12 protein-coding genes and 2 tRNA genes are annotated in these 16016 nt (G+C 65.5%); 10 read left to right on the top strand and 4 right to left on the bottom strand.

Annotated elements, in window-relative coordinates; translation table 11 throughout:
- Nucleotides 1-198: 198 nt before the first annotated feature.
- On the bottom strand, nucleotides 199-3675 hold the full coding sequence (locus BVH03_RS24220) for a hybrid sensor histidine kinase/response regulator (RefSeq protein ID WP_075963584.1): 3477 nt from the start codon (nucleotides 3673-3675) through the stop codon (nucleotides 199-201).
- 214 nt (nucleotides 3676-3889) lie between these two features.
- On the opposite strand from BVH03_RS24220, the gene BVH03_RS24215 reads away from it, so the two are divergent.
- The 8 genes from BVH03_RS24215 (at nucleotide 3890) to BVH03_RS24180 (ending at nucleotide 12781) form a co-directional block, all read left to right on the top strand.
- Nucleotides 3890-4459 carry a GNAT family N-acetyltransferase gene (locus BVH03_RS24215; protein WP_027906108.1) on the top strand — a complete coding sequence of 190 codons (570 nt, stop codon included), beginning with the start codon at nucleotides 3890-3892 and terminating at the stop codon, nucleotides 4457-4459.
- A 3-nt stretch (nucleotides 4460-4462) separates the two neighbouring features.
- Nucleotides 4463-5293, top strand: a complete 831-nt coding sequence (locus BVH03_RS24210; RefSeq protein ID WP_075963583.1) for an AraC family transcriptional regulator — start codon at nucleotides 4463-4465, stop codon at nucleotides 5291-5293.
- Between the two features lie 263 nt (nucleotides 5294-5556).
- The gene (locus tag BVH03_RS24205; RefSeq protein WP_027910212.1) at nucleotides 5557-6267 is read left to right on the top strand and encodes an AzlC family ABC transporter permease; all 711 of its coding nucleotides are present in this window, start codon (nucleotides 5557-5559) and stop codon (nucleotides 6265-6267) included.
- Nucleotides 6267-6596 carry an AzlD domain-containing protein gene (locus BVH03_RS24200; protein ID WP_075963582.1) on the top strand — a complete coding sequence of 110 codons (330 nt, stop codon included), beginning with the start codon at nucleotides 6267-6269 and terminating at the stop codon, nucleotides 6594-6596. The genes BVH03_RS24205 and BVH03_RS24200 overlap by 1 nt, the downstream gene beginning before the upstream one ends.
- A gap of 135 nt (nucleotides 6597-6731) precedes the next feature.
- The gene (locus BVH03_RS24195; protein WP_075963581.1) at nucleotides 6732-7349 is read left to right on the top strand and encodes a glutathione S-transferase family protein; all 618 of its coding nucleotides are present in this window, start codon (nucleotides 6732-6734) and stop codon (nucleotides 7347-7349) included.
- Between the two features lie 229 nt (nucleotides 7350-7578).
- Nucleotides 7579-9645 (top strand): pyridoxamine 5'-phosphate oxidase family protein, encoded by a 2067-nt coding sequence (locus tag BVH03_RS24190; protein ID WP_075963580.1) that lies wholly within the window; start codon nucleotides 7579-7581, stop codon nucleotides 9643-9645.
- A 274-nt stretch (nucleotides 9646-9919) separates the two neighbouring features.
- Nucleotides 9920-10810 (top strand): LysR family transcriptional regulator, encoded by an 891-nt coding sequence (locus BVH03_RS24185; protein WP_075963579.1) that lies wholly within the window; start codon nucleotides 9920-9922, stop codon nucleotides 10808-10810.
- 96 nt (nucleotides 10811-10906) lie between these two features.
- The gene (locus BVH03_RS24180) at nucleotides 10907-12781 is read left to right on the top strand and encodes an MFS transporter (protein WP_075963578.1); all 1875 of its coding nucleotides are present in this window, start codon (nucleotides 10907-10909) and stop codon (nucleotides 12779-12781) included.
- Between the two features lie 35 nt (nucleotides 12782-12816).
- On the opposite strand, the gene sugE is transcribed toward BVH03_RS24180, so the two are convergent.
- From sugE to rdgC, 3 genes are all read right to left on the bottom strand, one after another.
- A complete protein-coding gene (gene sugE, locus BVH03_RS24175; protein WP_075963577.1) occupies nucleotides 12817-13134 on the bottom strand; it encodes a quaternary ammonium compound efflux SMR transporter SugE in 318 nt (105 codons plus the stop codon).
- A gap of 109 nt (nucleotides 13135-13243) precedes the next feature.
- Nucleotides 13244-14185 carry a bile acid:sodium symporter family protein gene (locus tag BVH03_RS24170; protein WP_075963576.1) on the bottom strand — a complete coding sequence of 314 codons (942 nt, stop codon included), beginning with the start codon at nucleotides 14183-14185 and terminating at the stop codon, nucleotides 13244-13246.
- Between the two features lie 250 nt (nucleotides 14186-14435).
- Nucleotides 14436-15356 (bottom strand): recombination-associated protein RdgC, encoded by a 921-nt coding sequence (gene rdgC / locus BVH03_RS24165; RefSeq protein ID WP_075963575.1) that lies wholly within the window; start codon nucleotides 15354-15356, stop codon nucleotides 14436-14438.
- A gap of 322 nt (nucleotides 15357-15678) precedes the next feature.
- On the opposite strand from rdgC, the gene BVH03_RS24160 reads away from it, so the two are divergent.
- Both BVH03_RS24160 and BVH03_RS24155 read left to right on the top strand, forming a co-directional pair.
- Nucleotides 15679-15754: transfer RNA gene (locus tag BVH03_RS24160), tRNA-Val, on the top strand.
- A gap of 12 nt (nucleotides 15755-15766) precedes the next feature.
- A tRNA-Asp gene (locus BVH03_RS24155) sits at nucleotides 15767-15843 on the top strand.
- The last annotated feature ends 173 nt before the right edge of the window (nucleotides 15844-16016 follow it).

Here is a 16016-nt window from a genome sequence, read left to right as displayed (position 1 = left end):
CACGGCCCGTTTCCACAGGTGAAGCGATGATGTTTGCTTCTACCTTGCTGCAGTCTTGCAGATGGGTTGCACCTACGCGGCCCGACCCATCCTGCGTCCCAAGAGCATTGTGCAACCAAGCGGGGACGCCCAGTTCATGGCCGCGAATTTTCGCGCGCATGGCGCGCTCCTACAAAAGCGCGCCATAGGCTGGTCACGCTACTGTCTCGGCAAATGCCGGCTGATCAACGCCCGTAGCGCCGCCGGTTTCACCGGCTTGGGCAGAAAGTCCAGGCCCGCGGCGTGCACCTGGGCGATCAGTTCGGGGCGGCCGTCGGCGCTGATCACCACGCCGGGCACCGGTTCGCCCAGGCGGGTACGCAGCCAGGCCATCAATTCGGTGCCGGTGTCGCCTTCGTCCAGGTGGTAGTCGACCAGGGCCAGGTGCGGACGCACGTCCTCGTCAAGCAGTTGCTCGCATTCGGCACGGGTGCGCGCCGACCAGACCTGGCAGCCCCAGCGCGAAAGCAGGCTGTGCATGCCGGTAAGGATACTTTCCTCGTTGTCGATACACAGCACCTGGGTGCCGGTGAGCAGTTGACCGCTGCTTTCCGGCCGCACCCGCTGGGCCGCTGGCGCCTGGTGGCGAGCGATCGGCACGGTGACGCTGAACACGCTGCCCTTGCCGGGCCAGGAACGCACCTGCAGGCTGTGGCCGAGCACGCGGCACAGCCCGTCGGCGATCGCCAGGCCCAGGCCCAGGCCTTTTTCGGCGCGGGTCTGGTGGCTGTCCAGGCGTTTGAATTCCTCGAAGATGGTCTGCCGTTTGTCCTCAGGAATGCCCGGGCCACGATCCCATACCTCCAGGCGCAGATTCGCACCCTGGCGGCGCACGCCGAGCAGCACACGGCCCTTGGCATAGCGGAAGGCGTTGGTGAGGAAGTTCTGCAGCACGCGGCGCAGCAGCTTGCTGTCGCTGTCCACCCGCAGTTTGCTGCCCTGCATATGGAAATCCACGCCATGCTCGGCGGCCAGCACGCGGAATTCGGCGCCCAGGGTGTCGAACAGGCTGTTGAGGGCGAAGGCATTGCGGTCCGGGGTGATGCGGCCGTTCTCCAGGCGCGAGATGTCCAGCAGGTCGCTGATCAGGTCCTCGGCCGAGCGCAGCGAGCTGTCCAGGTGGCGCACCAGCTCCTGGGCCTCGTGGGGCAGCGCCTCTTCCTGGTGGGAGAGGGCGGCGGAGAACAGCCGGGCGGCGTTCAGCGGTTGCATCAGGTCATGGCTGACCGCGGCGAGAAAGCGGGTCTTCGAGGCGTTGGCCGCTTCGGCCACGCCAGTGGCGGCGGTCAGCGCCTTGTTCAGTTGCGACAGTTCATGTGTGCGCTCGGCGACGCGCTGTTCGAGGCCTTCGTTGGCGGCCTTGAGGGCGCGCTCGGCTTCACGGAATTCGGTGATGTCGGTGAAGCTCATGACGAAACCGCCGCCGGGCATCGGGTTGCCGATCAGCTCGATCACCCGGCCATTGGGAAACACCCGCTCGTAGCTGTGGGCGGTGCCCTGGCGCATCCAGTACAGGCGCTTGGCGACGCTTTCCTCGACGTCGGCGCTGCCGAGCATGCCGCGCTCGGCGTTGAAACGGATGATCTCGGCGATCGGCCGGCCGACGCAGATCAGCCCGTCCGGGTACTCGAAGATTTCCAGGTAGCGCTGATTCCAGGCCACCAGGCGCAGGGACTGGTCGACCACGCTGATGCCCTGGCTGATGTTCTCGATGGCGCCCTGCAACAGGGCGCGGTTGAACTGCAGCACTTCGCTGGCTTCGTCGACGATGCGCACCACGTCCTCGACCTGCATGTCGCGGCCTTCGATGGCCGCCTTGACCACCGCACGGGTCGACGAGGCGCCGAGCACGCCGGCGAGCAGGCGCTCGGTGTGGGCGATCCATTCGCTGTTGGCCGGCTGCGCCGAATTGAAGGCCTTGCCCTGGCGACGGGCGAAGTGGCTGAAGCTTTCCTGCGCGCGCTCTTCGCCGACGAAACGGCCGGCGAGCAGCAGCAGGTCGTTGACCTGCACCGCCAGGGCGCCGCGACCGCCCTGTTTGTTGCCGAAGTCGTGGTTGACGAAGCGCCCGGCCTGCCAGTGCTCGGACACCCGGGTACGCGAGAAGAACGACACCCAGGCGAACAGCGTCAGGTTGCCGGCCAGCGACAGCACCACGCCGCGGGTCAGCGCGTCGACCTCGAAGCCGATCGGCGCATAGAGCAGGGTGCGCAGGCCGGGGAAGATATCCAGCGGCCAACCCAGGCCGCGGGCCAATACCGGCAGCACCAGGGTGTAGATCCACAGCGCCGCGCCGGTGATCAACCCGGCGAACACGCCGCGGCGGTTGGCCTGCTTCCACACCAGGGCGCCGAACATCGCCGGCGCCAGTTGGCCGATGGCGGCAAAGGAGATCTGCCCGATGGTCGCCAGGCTGGCATTGGTGCCGAGCAGGCGATAGCACACGTAGGCCAGCAGCAGGATCAGCACGATGCTGACCCTTCGTGCCGTGAGCATCCAGTGGCGGAAGGCCTCGAACGGCCGCTCGGTGCTTTTGCGGTGCAGCAGCCAGGGCAGCAGCATGTCGTTGGAGATCATCGTCGACAGCGCCACCGACGCGACGATCACCATGCCGGTGGCCGCCGACGCGCCACCGATGAAGGCCAGCAGCGCCAGCGCCGGATGGGCTTCGGCGAGCGGCAGGCTGATCACGAAGGAGTCCGGGCTCACTCCGCCCGGCAGCAGCATCTGCCCGGCCAGGGCGATGGGAATCACGAACAGTGCGGCCAGCAGCAGGTACAGCGGGAACACCCAGCGCGCCAGGCGCAGGTCACGGGGGTCGGTGTTTTCCACCACGGTGACGTGGAACTGCCGCGGCAGGCAGACGATGGCGATCATCGCCATGCCGGTTTGCACCAGCATCGCCGGCCAGTTCACCGCCTCGGCCCAGTACGCCTCCAGCTCGCGGCTGCGCTGCGCCTGGCTGAACAGGTCGCCGAAACCATTGAACAGCCCGTAGGTGACGAAGGCGCCTACGGCGATGAAGGCCAGCAGCTTGACCAGCGACTCGAAGGCGATGGCCAGTACCATGCCGCGGTGGTGCTCGGTGACGTCCAGGTTGCGAGTGCCGAACAGAATGGTGAACAGCGCCAGGATCACCGAGACGATCAGCGCGGTGTCCTGGGCGCGGGTGCCGTCGGCGTCGGTTTCCGAGCCGATCAGCAGGTTCACGCCGAGCACGATGCCCTTGAGCTGCAGGGCGATGTAGGGCAGCACGCCGACCAGGCAGATCAGCGCGACGACGATGGCCAGGGACTGTGACTTGCCGTAGCGCGCGGCGATGAAGTCGGCGATCGAAGTGATGTTTTCCTGCTTGCTGATCAGCACCATCTTCTCGATCACCCAGGGGGCGAACAGCAGAAGCAGCATCGGCCCCAGGTAGATGGGCAGGAACGACCACAGTTGCTCGGCCGCCTGGCCGACGGCGCCGAAGAACGTCCAGCTGGTGCAGTACACCGCCAGCGACAGCGAATAGACCCAGGCGCGGACTTTCGGCGGCAGTGGCTTGCGGCGGCGGTCACCGTAGAAGGCGATGGCGAACAGCACGGCCATGTAGAGCAGGGCGACTGCAGCGATAAGCCAACTGGACAGCGACATGCAGACTCCACGAAACAGAAGGGCAATGGTGCGAGCGTACTTTGGCACGCCTGCGTAGTGTCGCAGCAAAGCGGCGCAGCGTCAGGCGCGACCAAGGTCGCAGGGGCACCGCCGTGCACTTGCGGCACGCTGGGCGCTGCCGTTTTTGGCAGACAGGCCGTTTATTCGGTGAGAAACTGACACGCCTGGCAAGCGTTGTACCTGGAGAAAACCGATGTTCAAGCCGCAATTGATCACCCTGCAGCGCGGTGCCCTGCGCATCGAACCGTTGCTCGATGGCGATATTCCGGCGCTGGTCAGCCTGGCCGAAGCCAATCGCGATGAGCTGCTCTACATGAGCGGCACGCAGCGCCTGGACTGGTATCGCCAGGCCCTGCACGATCAGCGCGAGGAGCGCGCCTTGCCCTTCGTGATCCGCCTGGGTGATCAGGTGGTCGGCACCACCCGTTTCGCCGACTTCATGCCGACCCTGCCTGCCGTGGAAATCGGCTGGACCTGGCTGGACGCCGCCCAGCACGGCACGGGCCTGAACAGCATGATCAAGTACCTGATGCTGCGCCACGCCTTCGAGAGCTGGCAGATGGTTCGCGTGCAACTGAAAACCGCCGCCAGCAACCAGCGCTCCCAGCGCGCCATCGAAAAGCTCGGCGCGGTTCGCGAGGGCCTGCTGCGCAATCATCGCCGCCTGGCCGACGGGCGCCTCGACGACACCGTGCTGTACAGCATCACCGACCAGGAATGGCCGGTGGTCAAGGCCGGGCTGGAGGCACGCTTCGGCGTGTGAGCCATGCCCTCCGGCGAGCGCATCCGCTTCTGGGAAAGCCCCGCGCTGGCCGGCGTGGAGCTGCTGCAGGCGCGCTACATCAAGCAACGCTTCACCCCGCACGTGCATGAAGGTTTCGTGTTCACCGTGATCGAGCACGGCGCCCAGCGCTTTCGTCATCGCGGTGCCGATCACCTGGCGCCGGTCGGCAGCATGGTGCTGATCAACCCGGATGAAGTGCACACCGGCTCGTCGGCCCATGAGCAGGGTTGGTTGTACCGCGCCTTCTACCCGGCGCCGGCCCAGGTCAATGGCGTGCTCGACGAGCTGGGCCTGGCGCACCGCGGCCTGCCGTCGTTCGCCGCCAGCGTGCTGCAGGACGTCGAACTGCATCGGGCCTTCGGCCAGTTGCACCGCCTGCTCGACAGCGCCGCCAGCGTGCTGCAGCAGCAGACGGCATGGCGCGAGACGTTGCTGATGCTGTTCCAGCGTCATGCCGGGGTCAGGCAGGCAGCCGTCGCCGGTCTGGAACCGCGGGCGGTGAGCCTGGCCAAGGAGCTGCTGGCCGCGCGCCTGGGCGAGCCGCCATCGCTGGAGGAACTGGCGGCCGCGGTGAACCTCTCGCCGTTCCATTTCGCCCGGGTGTTTCGCCGCGCTACCGGGCTGCCGCCCCATGCCTGGCTGCAGCAACGCCGGCTGGAGCAGGCGCGGGCGCTGCTGCGTGATGGCTGTGCGCCGCTGAGTGTGGCGCTGCAACTGGGCTTCGCCGACCAAAGCCACCTGACGCGACAGTTCAAGCAGGTGTATGGCGTGGGGCCCGGTGAATACCGCAAGGCTTGCCATCGCAGCCCGTAGCCTGTGGTTGAGCGATACCGCCGCTTTTCCTGCGAATCGCACCTGTGGGAGCGCGCCATGCGCGCGAAATAGGCGTCACCGCCCGCTCCCAAAGGTACTGCCAGGGTAAGGGTCGTAACTCAGCCCCCGGTATCGCTGCGCTCAACCCGGGCTACCTAATGTGCGAACTGCGCAAGATCGTTCAAGACAGCGCAAACCGGCTGAGCTAGCCTGATGCGCTTCTGGTCGCCAGCGGGCGATCTTTCCAGTCCAGCGACGAGCCGATGTCCCGATACCAAGAATTCTTCCAGGGCCTGCGCGATATGCTGCCGATGCTGCTCGGCGCCATGCCGTTCGGCATCATCTATGGCAGCCTGGCCGGCGCCGCCGGGCTCGATGCCTGGCAGACCATCGGCATGTCGGTGCTGGTGTTCGCCGGCTCGGCGCAGTTCATCGCCGTCAGCCTGCTCACCGGCGGCGCCACCCTGGCGGTGCTGTGGCTGACCACCCTGGTGGTCAACCTGCGCCATGCGCTGTACAGCGCCACCCTGCAGCCCTTCGTGCGCCACCTGCCCAAGCGCTGGCGCATGCCGCTGGCGTTCTGGCTGACCGACGAGGCCTTTGCCGTGGTGCAGCAGCGCTACGCCCAGCGCGACGATTCACCAAACAAGCATTGGTACTTTCTTGGCGCCGGTCTGGCCATGTACGGCAACTGGATCGGCTGCACGCTGATTGGCCTGCTGTTCGGCCAGGCGGTGCCGAACCTCGCCGCCTGGGGGCTGGATTTCGCGATGATCGCCACCTTCGTCGGCATCGTCGTACCGATGCTGCGCAATCGCCCGCAGGTGGCTGCCGCCCTGGTGGCGGCGGTGGTCGCGCTGATCTTTCACGACCTGCCCTACAAACTCGGGCTGATGGCCGCCGCCTTCGCCGGCATCGTGATCGGCGTGTTGCTCGAACGCGTCCAGGCGCCCCTGCAGGAGGAGCTTTGCTGATGGAAAACTGGATTCTGATCTTCGGCATGCTGGCGATCACCTTCGCCACGCGCTACAGCCTGTTCGCCTTTCCCGACCTGCGTTTTCCCCAGGCGGTGCGTCAGGCCCTGCATTACGTGCCGACCGCGGTGCTGACCGCCATCGTGGTGCCGGCCATGCTCCTGCCTGACGGTCGCAACTGGGCGTTGAGCTGGGACAATGCCTATCTGCTGGCGGGTCTGGCGACCATCGTCATCGCCGTGATCACGCGCCATCTGCTGGCGACCATCGGCGGCGGGTTGCTGATCTTCTTCGGGCTGCGCTGGGCGCTGGAGCAATTGCCCATCTGACGCGGGAATCGGATTGTTCCACTTATCGCAATAAAGTAATGCCGACAACGCCTATTCCTCAAAACGCGCTGCGGTCGCAAGCTGGTTGCACGGCTCGGGACTTTTCCCGGCCCACCGTCAACCAGGAGCCGACCCATGAAAATCCATCACGTCACGCTGTCAGGCCATGCCCATCGCGCCGTTCTGTTCGCCTCGCTGCTGGGCCTGAAGCCCGAGCTGATCGAGGTCGACCTGGCTGGCGGAGCCAACAAGCAGCCTGAATTTCTCGCGCTCAACCCTTTCGGTCAGGTGCCGGTGCTGGAAGACGACGGCGTGGTGGTCGCCGACTCCAGCGCCATTCTCGTTTACCTGGCCAAGAAGACCGGGCGCACCGACTGGCTGCCGGAAGACCCGGCTGGTGCGGCTGCGGTGCAGCGCTGGCTGTCCGTGGCCGCCGGCGAACTGGCTTACGGCCCGTGCGCAGCGCGGCTGATCACGGTGTTCGGTGCCGACTTCAATGCCGAAGAAGTGATCGCCCGTGCCCATGTGCTGCTTGCCCGCCTGGAGCGCCACCTGAGCGGTCGCCAGTGGCTGGCCGCCGACCATCCGACCATCGCCGATGTGGCGCTATACAGCTACCTGGCCCGGGCGCCGGAGGGCAATGTCGACCTGTCGGCCTACGAGCAGGTCCGGGCCTTCCTGGCGCGCATCGAGGCGCTGCCCGGCTTCGTGGCCATTCCCCAGACAGCTGCCGGGCTGACCGCCAACGCCTAAGAAGCTGTTCACGATCTGCTGCGCGTCGGCCCCACGGCGTTAAAAACAGGCTGGATTGCCAGCCCAGTCAGAATGCTCATTTACAGCACGTAAACTCGTGTGCGAGCCCAGTCCGCTTCCTCGCCTGTTTTTGTGGGGCCGCCTAGGCCTTGTATGGCTCTAGCTCGCTAGATCGTGAACAGGTTCTGAGCAGCCACATCGACGTTGTAGCCACCGAGGAGATCCGTACATGGCCGACCACTCGAACGCGCCAGCGCCCTGGCATTCGGGCGAGACCTTCATCCAGAAGAAGCTCGGCGTCGCCGATCGGATGGAAGCGGTCGGCAAACGCGTGGTGCGCGACTTCATGCCCGACCAGCACCGGGATTTCTACGCCCAGCTGCCGTTCATCGTGCTGGGCAGCGTGGATGGGCAGGGCGATGCCTGGGCCGGCGTGCTCGAGGGCCAGGCCGGTTTCATGGCCTCGCCGACGCCCACCACGCTGGACATTGCCGCCCGGCCCCAGGCCGACGACCCTGTCGCCCAAGGCATGGGCGAGGGCGCTGCGCTGGGCCTTCTGGGCATCGAACTGCACAGCCGACGGCGTAACCGCATGAACGGCGTGGTGGTGGCGGGTGGCAAAGGCCTGCAGGTGGCGGTCGAGCAGAGTTTCGGCAACTGCCCACGCTATATCCAGCAGCGCGATTTCACCTTCGCCCGTGATCCGGCGGCGCCGTTCGCCGCTACCGTCGAGCAGTTGCCGGCGCTGGATGCCGCGGCGCGGGCAGTGATCGAAGGCGCCGACACCTTTTTCGTGGCGACCTATGCCGATGTCGACGGGCAGCGCCAGGTGGACGTCTCGCACCGTGGCGGCAACACCGGCTTCGTGCGCATCGATGCCGACGGCACCCTGACCATCCCGGACTTCAACGGCAACCTGTTCTTTTCCACCCTCGGCAATATCGTGCTCAACGGCAAGGCCGGTCTGCTGTTCGTGGATTTCGCCACGGGCGACGTACTGCAACTGAGCGGCGACGCCGAGGTCATCTTCGACTCCCCGGAAATCGGCGCCTTTCAGGGCGCCGAGCGGCTGTGGACCTTTCGTCCCCGGCGTATCGTGCGGCGCCCGGCTGCCATGGCCGTGCGCTGGGCCCTGCGCGACGACGGCTGGGCGGACAGCTCGCTGCTCACCGGCAACTGGCAGCAGGCCGCCGATCAGCTGCGCGCGTCCCAGTACGCTACGCAGTGGCGGCCAATGAGGATTGTGCGCATCGTTCAGGAAAGCCGGTCGATCCGTTCCCTGCATCTGGAGCCGATCGACGGTGCCGGGATATTGCCGCACCTGGCCGGCCAGCACCTGCCGATTCGGCTGCGAGTGGCCGCGGGCGAGAAGCCGCTGATTCGTACCTACACCCTGTCGGTGGCGCCGTCCGATGGCACCTACCGGATCAGCGTCAAGCGCGAGGGACGGGTGTCGCAATTCATCCATGACGGGTTGCGCGAGGGCGACCTGATCGACGCCCGCGCGCCGGCCGGGGCATTCACCCTCGATGCGCAGGAGGAGCGCCCGCTGGTGCTGCTGGCCGGTGGCATCGGCATCACGCCGATGCTGGCGATGCTGCGCCATGTGGTCTACGAAGGCTGGCGCCGGCAGCGGATCAGGCCGGTCACATTGTTCTACGCCGCGCGCTCGAAAGCCGAGCGCGCCTTCGACCGCGAACTCGGCGACCTGGTGGCCGCCGCCCAGGGCGCGGTCAGGCTGGTGCGGGTGCTGAGCGACACCAGCGGCGCCGAGCCGGGTGTCGATTACGACACCGCCGGGCGCATCGACATGGCGCTGCTGACCCGTTATCTGGCCTTCGATGATTACGCCTTCTACCTGTGCGGGCCGCCGGCCTTCACCCAGGGGCTGTACGACGGCCTGCGCGGCTACAACATCGCCGATGGGCGCATCCATGCCGAAGGCTTCGGGCCGGCGTCCCTGGTGCGTCGCCCTGATCAGCCGGCGGCCGCCGCCGTGACGGCTCCGCCGGCCACCGAGGCGGTGCCGGTGCTGTTTACCGAGTCGCTGAAGGAGGGGCGCTGGACACCGGGCTCCGGCACCTTGCTGGAACTGGCCGAGGCTAGAGGCCTGGAACCGGAGTTCAGTTGCCGCGAAGGCTCTTGCGGCACCTGCAAGACGCGCCTGGTGAAAGGCGCGGTGAGCTACCTGAAAGAACCCCGCGCGCCGTACGGCGACGATGAAGTGCTGATCTGCTGCGCAGTGCCGGCGCAGCCTCAAGGCGCCGGTGACGAGCGCCTCGAACTGGCGCTCTGAGCGGCGTAGCGGGCGACTCTGTGGCAGTTCTGCGCAACTTCGTGGGGGAGGCTGGGTTTAGCCTCGATTTCGTCTGGCTGGGCGCACCAGAGCTCGAGGCTGAAGCCTCTCCTGCGAGATCGTGGATGGCCGGTAGGGTGATGGCGCCCGCGTTCCTGCGTGGGCGCTCGACCATGCAGCCTGAATCGCATTGCCGCTCAGGACGCGCGGATACGGCATACTCGCTGGGCTGCGCCACCAGCGCAGCCAACGCTTAAAGCAGAGGAGCGGGTGGATGGATCGTTGGCAGGCGATGCGGGTATTCGTGAAGGTCGCGGAGACGGGCAGCTTCGCCAGTACCGCGCGGCAGATGCACATGAGCGCGCCGGCGGTGACGCGCATCGTCGCCGGCCTCGAGGACCTGATCGGCGCACGGCTGCTGGTGCGCACCACCCGTTCGGTGAAGACCACCGATGCCGGCAGCCGCTACCTGCAGGATTGTCGGCGCATTCTCGCCGATATCGCCGAGGCGGAACTGGCCGCAGCCGGGCATTACGCCGAACCGTCCGGCACCCTGGCGGTGACCGCGGCGTCGATGTTCGGCCACCTGCACGTGCTGCCCCTGGTGCTCGATTACCTGGATGCCTACCCGGGCATGCACGCGCGCACCTTTTTCGTCGACCGGCCGGTGAATATCCTCGACGAGGGCATCGACGTGGCGGTTCGTATCGGTCACCTGGCGGATTCGGGCTTTACCGCTATCCAGGTCGGCGCGGTACGTCGGGTGATCTGCGCGGCGCCGTGTTACCTGGAGAAATACGGCGTACCGGCCACGCCCGCCGACTTGAAACACCATCGCATCGCCGTGTCGCAAAGCGCCTGGGCTTCGCCGGAATGGCGCTTCGCCGAGGGCCAGCGAGTGCTGGTCGACCCGGTGCTGCAATGCAACACCAACGAGTCGGCTATCGCCACGGCCAGAGCCGGCTGGGGGCTGACCCGGGTGCTGCATTATCAGGTCGGCCAGGTGCTGCAGGAGGGTGCATTGCAGGTCGTGCTCGAGGGTTTCGAGGAGCCGCCGCTGCCGATTCACGTACTGTACCCCGAGGGCCGTCAGGCGCCGGCCAAGGTGCGTGCCTTCGTCGACCTGGCCGTGGCGCGCCTGCGTGGCAACCCGCTGTTCAACTGAAAAGACGCGACGCGTCGACAAAAATGCTTGCGGCTGTGGCTTTGCCCGAGCCGTTGCAGTCCAATACTCATCGAATCCGCAAAGGGAAAGGTATCGATGAGTCAGCACTCGCAATTCGCTCTGCTGAAGAGCCGGCGCTTCCTGCCGTTCTTCGTCACGCAGCTGCTCGGCGCGTTCAACGACAATATCTTCAAGCAGTCGTTGATCCTGGCGATTCTCTTCAAGCTCAGCCTGGAGGCCGATCGCGACCTGCTGGTCAACGTCGCAGCCATGCTGTTCATCCTGCCGTTCTTCCTGTTTTCCGCCCTTGGCGGCCAGTTCGGCGAGAAGTTCGCCAAGGATCTGCTGATCCGCCGGCTGAAGTTCTTCGAGATCTTCATCATGTTGGTCGGCGCCCTCGGCGTGCTGCTCGGCAACCTGACGCTGATGCTCGCGGTGCTGTTCACCATGGGCATTCAATCGGCGCTGTTCGGCCCGGTGAAGTATTCGATCCTGCCTCAGGCGCTGAAACCCGAGGAGTTGGTAGGCGGCAACGCGCTGGTGGAAATGGGCACCTTCCTGGCGATCCTGGCGGGCACCATCGGCGCCGGCATCATGCTCACCAGTGCCCACTACAGCGTGATCGTCGCCGTCTCGGTGGTGCTGGTGGCGATGCTCGGCTACCTGTCGGCCCGCGGCATTCCGCGGGCCGGTGCCGCGCTGCCGGATCTGGCGTTGGACTGGAACATCTTCCGGCAAACCTGGCTGACCCTGCGCATGGGCCTGACGCAGCCGAAAGCGGTGTCGCGCTCGCTGGTCGGCAACTCGTGGTTCTGGTTTCTCGGCGCGGTGTATCTGACGCAGATCCCGGCCTATTCCAAGGAGTGGCTGCACGGTGACGAGAGCGTGGTCACCCTGATTCTCACCGTGTTTTCGGTGGGCATCGCGCTGGGCTCGATGCTTTGCGAGCGCATGAGCGGGCGCAAGGTGGAAATAGGTCTGGTGCCGTTCGGTTCCATCGGCCTGACGGTGTTCGGCATCCTGCTCTGGGCGGCCTCGGGTGGCATTCCCGAGGCGGCGCAGCCCTACGACTGGCTGGCGCTGCTGGGCTTCGGCCACGCCTGGTGGGTAATGGCCTCGATCCTCGGCATTGGCGTGTTCGGCGGCTTCTACATCGTGCCGCTGTATGCGTTGATCCAGTCACGCACCGCCGAGAACGAGCGGGCCCGGGTGATCGCCGCCAACAACATTCTCAATGCGGCGTTCATGGTCGTCTCGGCAGTGGTGTCGATCCTGTTTCTGAGCGTCGCCGGGCTGTCGATCCCCCAGCTGTTCCTGGTCATTTCGCTGATGAACGTGGCGGTCAACAGTTACATCTTCAAGATCGTCCCCGAATTCACCATGCGCTTCCTGATATGGATGCTCGGCCACTCCATGTACCGGGTGTCGCACAAGGGCCTCGACTCGATTCCGGAAGAGGGGCCGGCGGTGCTGGTGTGCAACCACGTGTCGTTCGTCGATGCGCTGCTGGTCGGTGGTGCGGTGCGTCGCCCGGTGCGCTTCGTCATGTACTACAAGATCTACAACCTGCCGGTGCTCAACTTCATCTTCCGCACCGCCGGTACGGTGCCGATCGCCGGGCGCAGCGAGGATCTGCTGGTGTTCGATGCGGCGTTCAAGCGCATCGGCGAGTACCTGCGCGATGGCGAGCTGGTGTGCATCTTCCCGGAGGGCAAGCTGACCGCCGACGGCGAGATCGACGAGTTCAAGGCGGGCGTGGAGCGCATCCTGCAGGACAACCCGGTGCCGGTGATTCCCATGGCGCTGGGCGGGCTGTGGGGCAGCTTCTTCAGCCGTGACCCGCGCAAGGGCCTGTTCCGCCGCTTCTGGTCGCGGATCGACCTGGTAGCGGGCGCGCCCATCGAGGCAACGGCGGCGACGCGGCAAGTGCTGCAGGCCGAGGTGAAGGCGTTGCGCGGGGGTAATCGCTGAATGAAGAAGCCCGCCAATTGGCGGGCTTCTGCGTATCAGCCGTGGCTCATCTTCAGGCCGATCAGCCCGCAGATGATCAGCGCCACGCTGGCCAGGCGGATCAATGCCATGGATTCACCGAACAGGATGATCCCGGCGATCACCGTGCCGACGGCGCCCACGCCCGTCCAGATCGCGTAGGCGGTGCCCAGGGGCAGCTCCTTCATGGCCAGGCCGAGCAGGCCCAGGCTGACCACCATAGCGGCGATGGTGAGCACGGTCGGCAGGGGGCGGGTGAAGCCGTCGGTGTACTTCAGGCCGACGGCCCAGCCGACCTCGAACAGGCCGGCGAAGAACAGGATGATCCAGGACATAGGGCGACTCCAGTCGAATGGGGTCGTCCCCGATAATCATGCACCTGAGCCGGGGTCGTCCCCGGCGTGCTGCAATATTGTGCACGATTGGCCGGTTGGGGCAAGCCGCTCAATCGATCGGTTTGTCGTCCTTCATGCGGCGCAGGAAGGTGGCCAGCAGCGCGCCGGAGAGGTTGTGCCACACGCTGAACAGCGCGCTGGGCACCGCCGCCAACGGCGAGAAGTGGGCGCTGGCGAGGGCGGCGCCGAGCCCGGAGTTCTGCATGCCGACCTCGATGGACAACGTCTTGCGCTGTGCCAGGGGCATGCCGGTCAGCACCCCGGCCAGATAGCCGAGACCCAGCCCCAACGTGTTGTGCAGCATCACCACCGCCATGATCAGCAAGCCCGACTCGGCGATCTTCGCCTGGCTGGCCGCCACCACCGCGGCAACGATGGCGACGATGGCCAGCACCGAAGTCAGTGGCAGGACATCGACGATCACGCTGACCCTGGCGCCCAGCACGCGCTGCACGATCAGGCCGAGAACGATGGGCAGCAGCACCACCTGCAGAATCGACAGGAACATGGCCGAGAAGGACACCGGCAACCATTCGGAGGCCAGCAGCCAGATCAGTGCCGGCGTCACCACCGGCGCCATCAACGTCGTCACCGAGGTGATCGATACCGACAGTGCCAGATCGCCCCGCGCAAACCAGGTGATCACGTTGGAGGCCGTGCCGCCTGGACAGCAGCCGACCAGAATCACGCCGACGGCGATTTCCGGCGGCAGCGCGAACAGCTTGCAGAGCAGCCAGGCCAGGCCCGGCATGATCATGAATTGCGCCAGTACGCCGACCAGCACGCGCCCTGGGCGACGCACCACTTCACGGAAATCCTCGGCCTTCAGCGTCAGGCCCATGCCGAACATGATCAGCCCGAGCAGCGGCACGATGAACGCGGTGAGCGGCAGGAAGGCACTCGGAAGCAGAAACGCCAGCACGGCGAACAGCAGAACCCAGATGGCGAAGGTGTTGCCGACGAAGCGGCTGAGGGCGACCAAGGCAGACATGGCAGAAATTCCCTATAAAGCCGTAGCAGGCTCCAAAGGCGGAGCGCTGTGCAGCCAGTTATTGTTGGATAGACAGCGGTGGCGGTCGGATGGGGCGGGGTATTGGGCTGTTGTAAGAGCGCTGCTGCAATTGAAAGGCTCGCGAGCTAGAGCCCTGCAAGGCGAAAATAGGTGAGAAAGCGGAGTGTACTTTTGTACATGAGCTTTTCGAGCCTATTTTTAACGCCGCAGGGCCGACGCGCAGCAGCCTTTAGAGGCCTTGCGGGGTGTCTTCGCCACCCAGGGCTTCGAACAATGCCGGCAGGAACTCGATCAGGGTCAGCATCATCAGCGTGAAGCTGGCGTCCTGCTGGCTCAGGTCGTCGTCGCCACCATCCTGTTCGGCCTGCTCCTGCAGCAGGTCTTCGAACTTCAGGCGTTTGACCACCAGCTTGTCATCGAGCACGAAGGACAGCTTGTCCTGCCAGGCCAGGGACAACTGGGTCACCTGCTTGCCGGAGCTCATGTGCAGCTGCACTTCTTCGCCGGTCAGATCCTGACGCTTGCAGCGCACAATGCCGCCGTCTTCGTGAGTGTCGCGCAGTTCGCATTCGTCCAGCACGTGGAAGTCGGCCGCGGCCTGCTGGGCCTTGACCCAGTCGGTCATGGTCGCGCTCGGGGCGATCTTCACGGTCAGCGGGCGCACCGGCAGCGAGCCGATGGCTTCGCGCAGGGTGGAGAGCAGGTCTTCGGCGCGCTTGGGGCTCGAGGCGTTGACGATGATCAGGCCCTGGGCCGGGGCGATGGCGGCGAAGGTCGCGGACTTGCGAATGAACGCGCGGGGCAGGAAGGCCTGGACGATCTCGTCCTTGATCTGCTCGCGCTCTTTCTTGTAGACCTTGCGCATCTGCTCGTTTTCGATCTCGTCGACCTTCTCCTTCACGGCGTCCTTGACCACGCTGCCGGGCAGAATGCGCTCTTCCTTGCGAGCGGAGATCAGCAGGAAGCCCTGGCTTTCATGCACCAGCGGTGCATCCTCGCCTTTGCCGAAAGGGGCGACGAACCCATAGGTAGCCAGTTCCTGGCTGGCGCAGGGGCGCGCCGGCTTGGCGGCCAGTGCGGCCTCCAGTTTTTCGGTAGCGAAGTCGACGTCCTGGGTAAGGCGGTAGACCAACAGGTTGCGAAACCACATGAGCGGGTTGTCTCCAGTTAACGGGTGCGCGCCGCGGCGCGCAGGAAATCTTCAATTCGGGCGCATGGCAGCTGCCTCAGGCAGCGCATGGGCAGTCTGGCGGCGGATAGGGAATCTCGCCGCGCGATGATCAGACCCGCGCGAGTGCGCATTATTCCTTCCGCTGGTGGATTAGGCCAACCCCGTATCGGGTTGTCGTGTGATTTGCCCCGCCAAATGGCAGTGATTGCTAAGCCTTTGGATCGCCAATAAATTTTTTTCGCAAAAGGGGGTTGCCAAGGGGCAGGGTGCTCTCTAGAATGCGCCCCACTTCGAGAGTGAAGGGTGATTAGCTCAGCCGGGAGAGCATCTGCCTTACAAGCAGAGGGTCGGCGGTTCGATCCCGTCATCACCCACCAATCGAGGTATGCGCAGCGGTAGTTCAGTCGGTTAGAATACCGGCCTGTCACGCCGGGGGTCGCGGGTTCGAGTCCCGTCCGCTGCGCCATATATCGCTTCCAGGGCCCACTGAACACCCGGAAGCAACGTAAAAAAGCGCCTTAGCAGAGCGTGTGAAAACTCGCTGATGCAGGTAGTGATCCCATCAGACGCCCCGACATTGTTCGGGGCGTTTGCTTTTGTACGATTCGAAAGGTCGCGACCAACCTTTCAGGTGAGCAG

The organism is Pseudomonas sp. PA15(2017) (assembly GCF_001945395.1).
Taxonomy (GTDB): domain Bacteria; phylum Pseudomonadota; class Gammaproteobacteria; order Pseudomonadales; family Pseudomonadaceae; genus Aquipseudomonas.
Note: the sequence above shows the minus strand (reverse complement) of the source record. Positions and strands in the feature narration are given on the sequence as shown.

What these genes read in the sequence shown, in the direction of transcription:
- BVH03_RS24220 (WP_075963584.1), bottom strand. Translation starts at nt 3,675, where the DNA reads ATGTCGCTGTCCAGTTGGCTTATCGCTGCAGTCGCCCTGCTCTACATG.
- BVH03_RS24215 (WP_027906108.1), top strand. Translation starts at nt 3,890, where the DNA reads ATGTTCAAGCCGCAATTGATCACCCTGCAGCGCGGTGCCCTGCGCATC.
- BVH03_RS24210 (WP_075963583.1), top strand. Translation starts at nt 4,463, where the DNA reads ATGCCCTCCGGCGAGCGCATCCGCTTCTGGGAAAGCCCCGCGCTGGCC.
- BVH03_RS24205 (WP_027910212.1), top strand. Translation starts at nt 5,557, where the DNA reads ATGTCCCGATACCAAGAATTCTTCCAGGGCCTGCGCGATATGCTGCCG.
- BVH03_RS24200 (WP_075963582.1), top strand. Translation starts at nt 6,267, where the DNA reads ATGGAAAACTGGATTCTGATCTTCGGCATGCTGGCGATCACCTTCGCC.
- BVH03_RS24195 (WP_075963581.1), top strand. Translation starts at nt 6,732, where the DNA reads ATGAAAATCCATCACGTCACGCTGTCAGGCCATGCCCATCGCGCCGTT.
- BVH03_RS24190 (WP_075963580.1), top strand. Translation starts at nt 7,579, where the DNA reads ATGGCCGACCACTCGAACGCGCCAGCGCCCTGGCATTCGGGCGAGACC.
- BVH03_RS24185 (WP_075963579.1), top strand. Translation starts at nt 9,920, where the DNA reads ATGGATCGTTGGCAGGCGATGCGGGTATTCGTGAAGGTCGCGGAGACG.
- BVH03_RS24180 (WP_075963578.1), top strand. Translation starts at nt 10,907, where the DNA reads ATGAGTCAGCACTCGCAATTCGCTCTGCTGAAGAGCCGGCGCTTCCTG.
- sugE (WP_075963577.1), bottom strand. Translation starts at nt 13,134, where the DNA reads ATGTCCTGGATCATCCTGTTCTTCGCCGGCCTGTTCGAGGTCGGCTGG.
- BVH03_RS24170 (WP_075963576.1), bottom strand. Translation starts at nt 14,185, where the DNA reads ATGTCTGCCTTGGTCGCCCTCAGCCGCTTCGTCGGCAACACCTTCGCC.
- rdgC (WP_075963575.1), bottom strand. Translation starts at nt 15,356, where the DNA reads ATGTGGTTTCGCAACCTGTTGGTCTACCGCCTTACCCAGGACGTCGAC.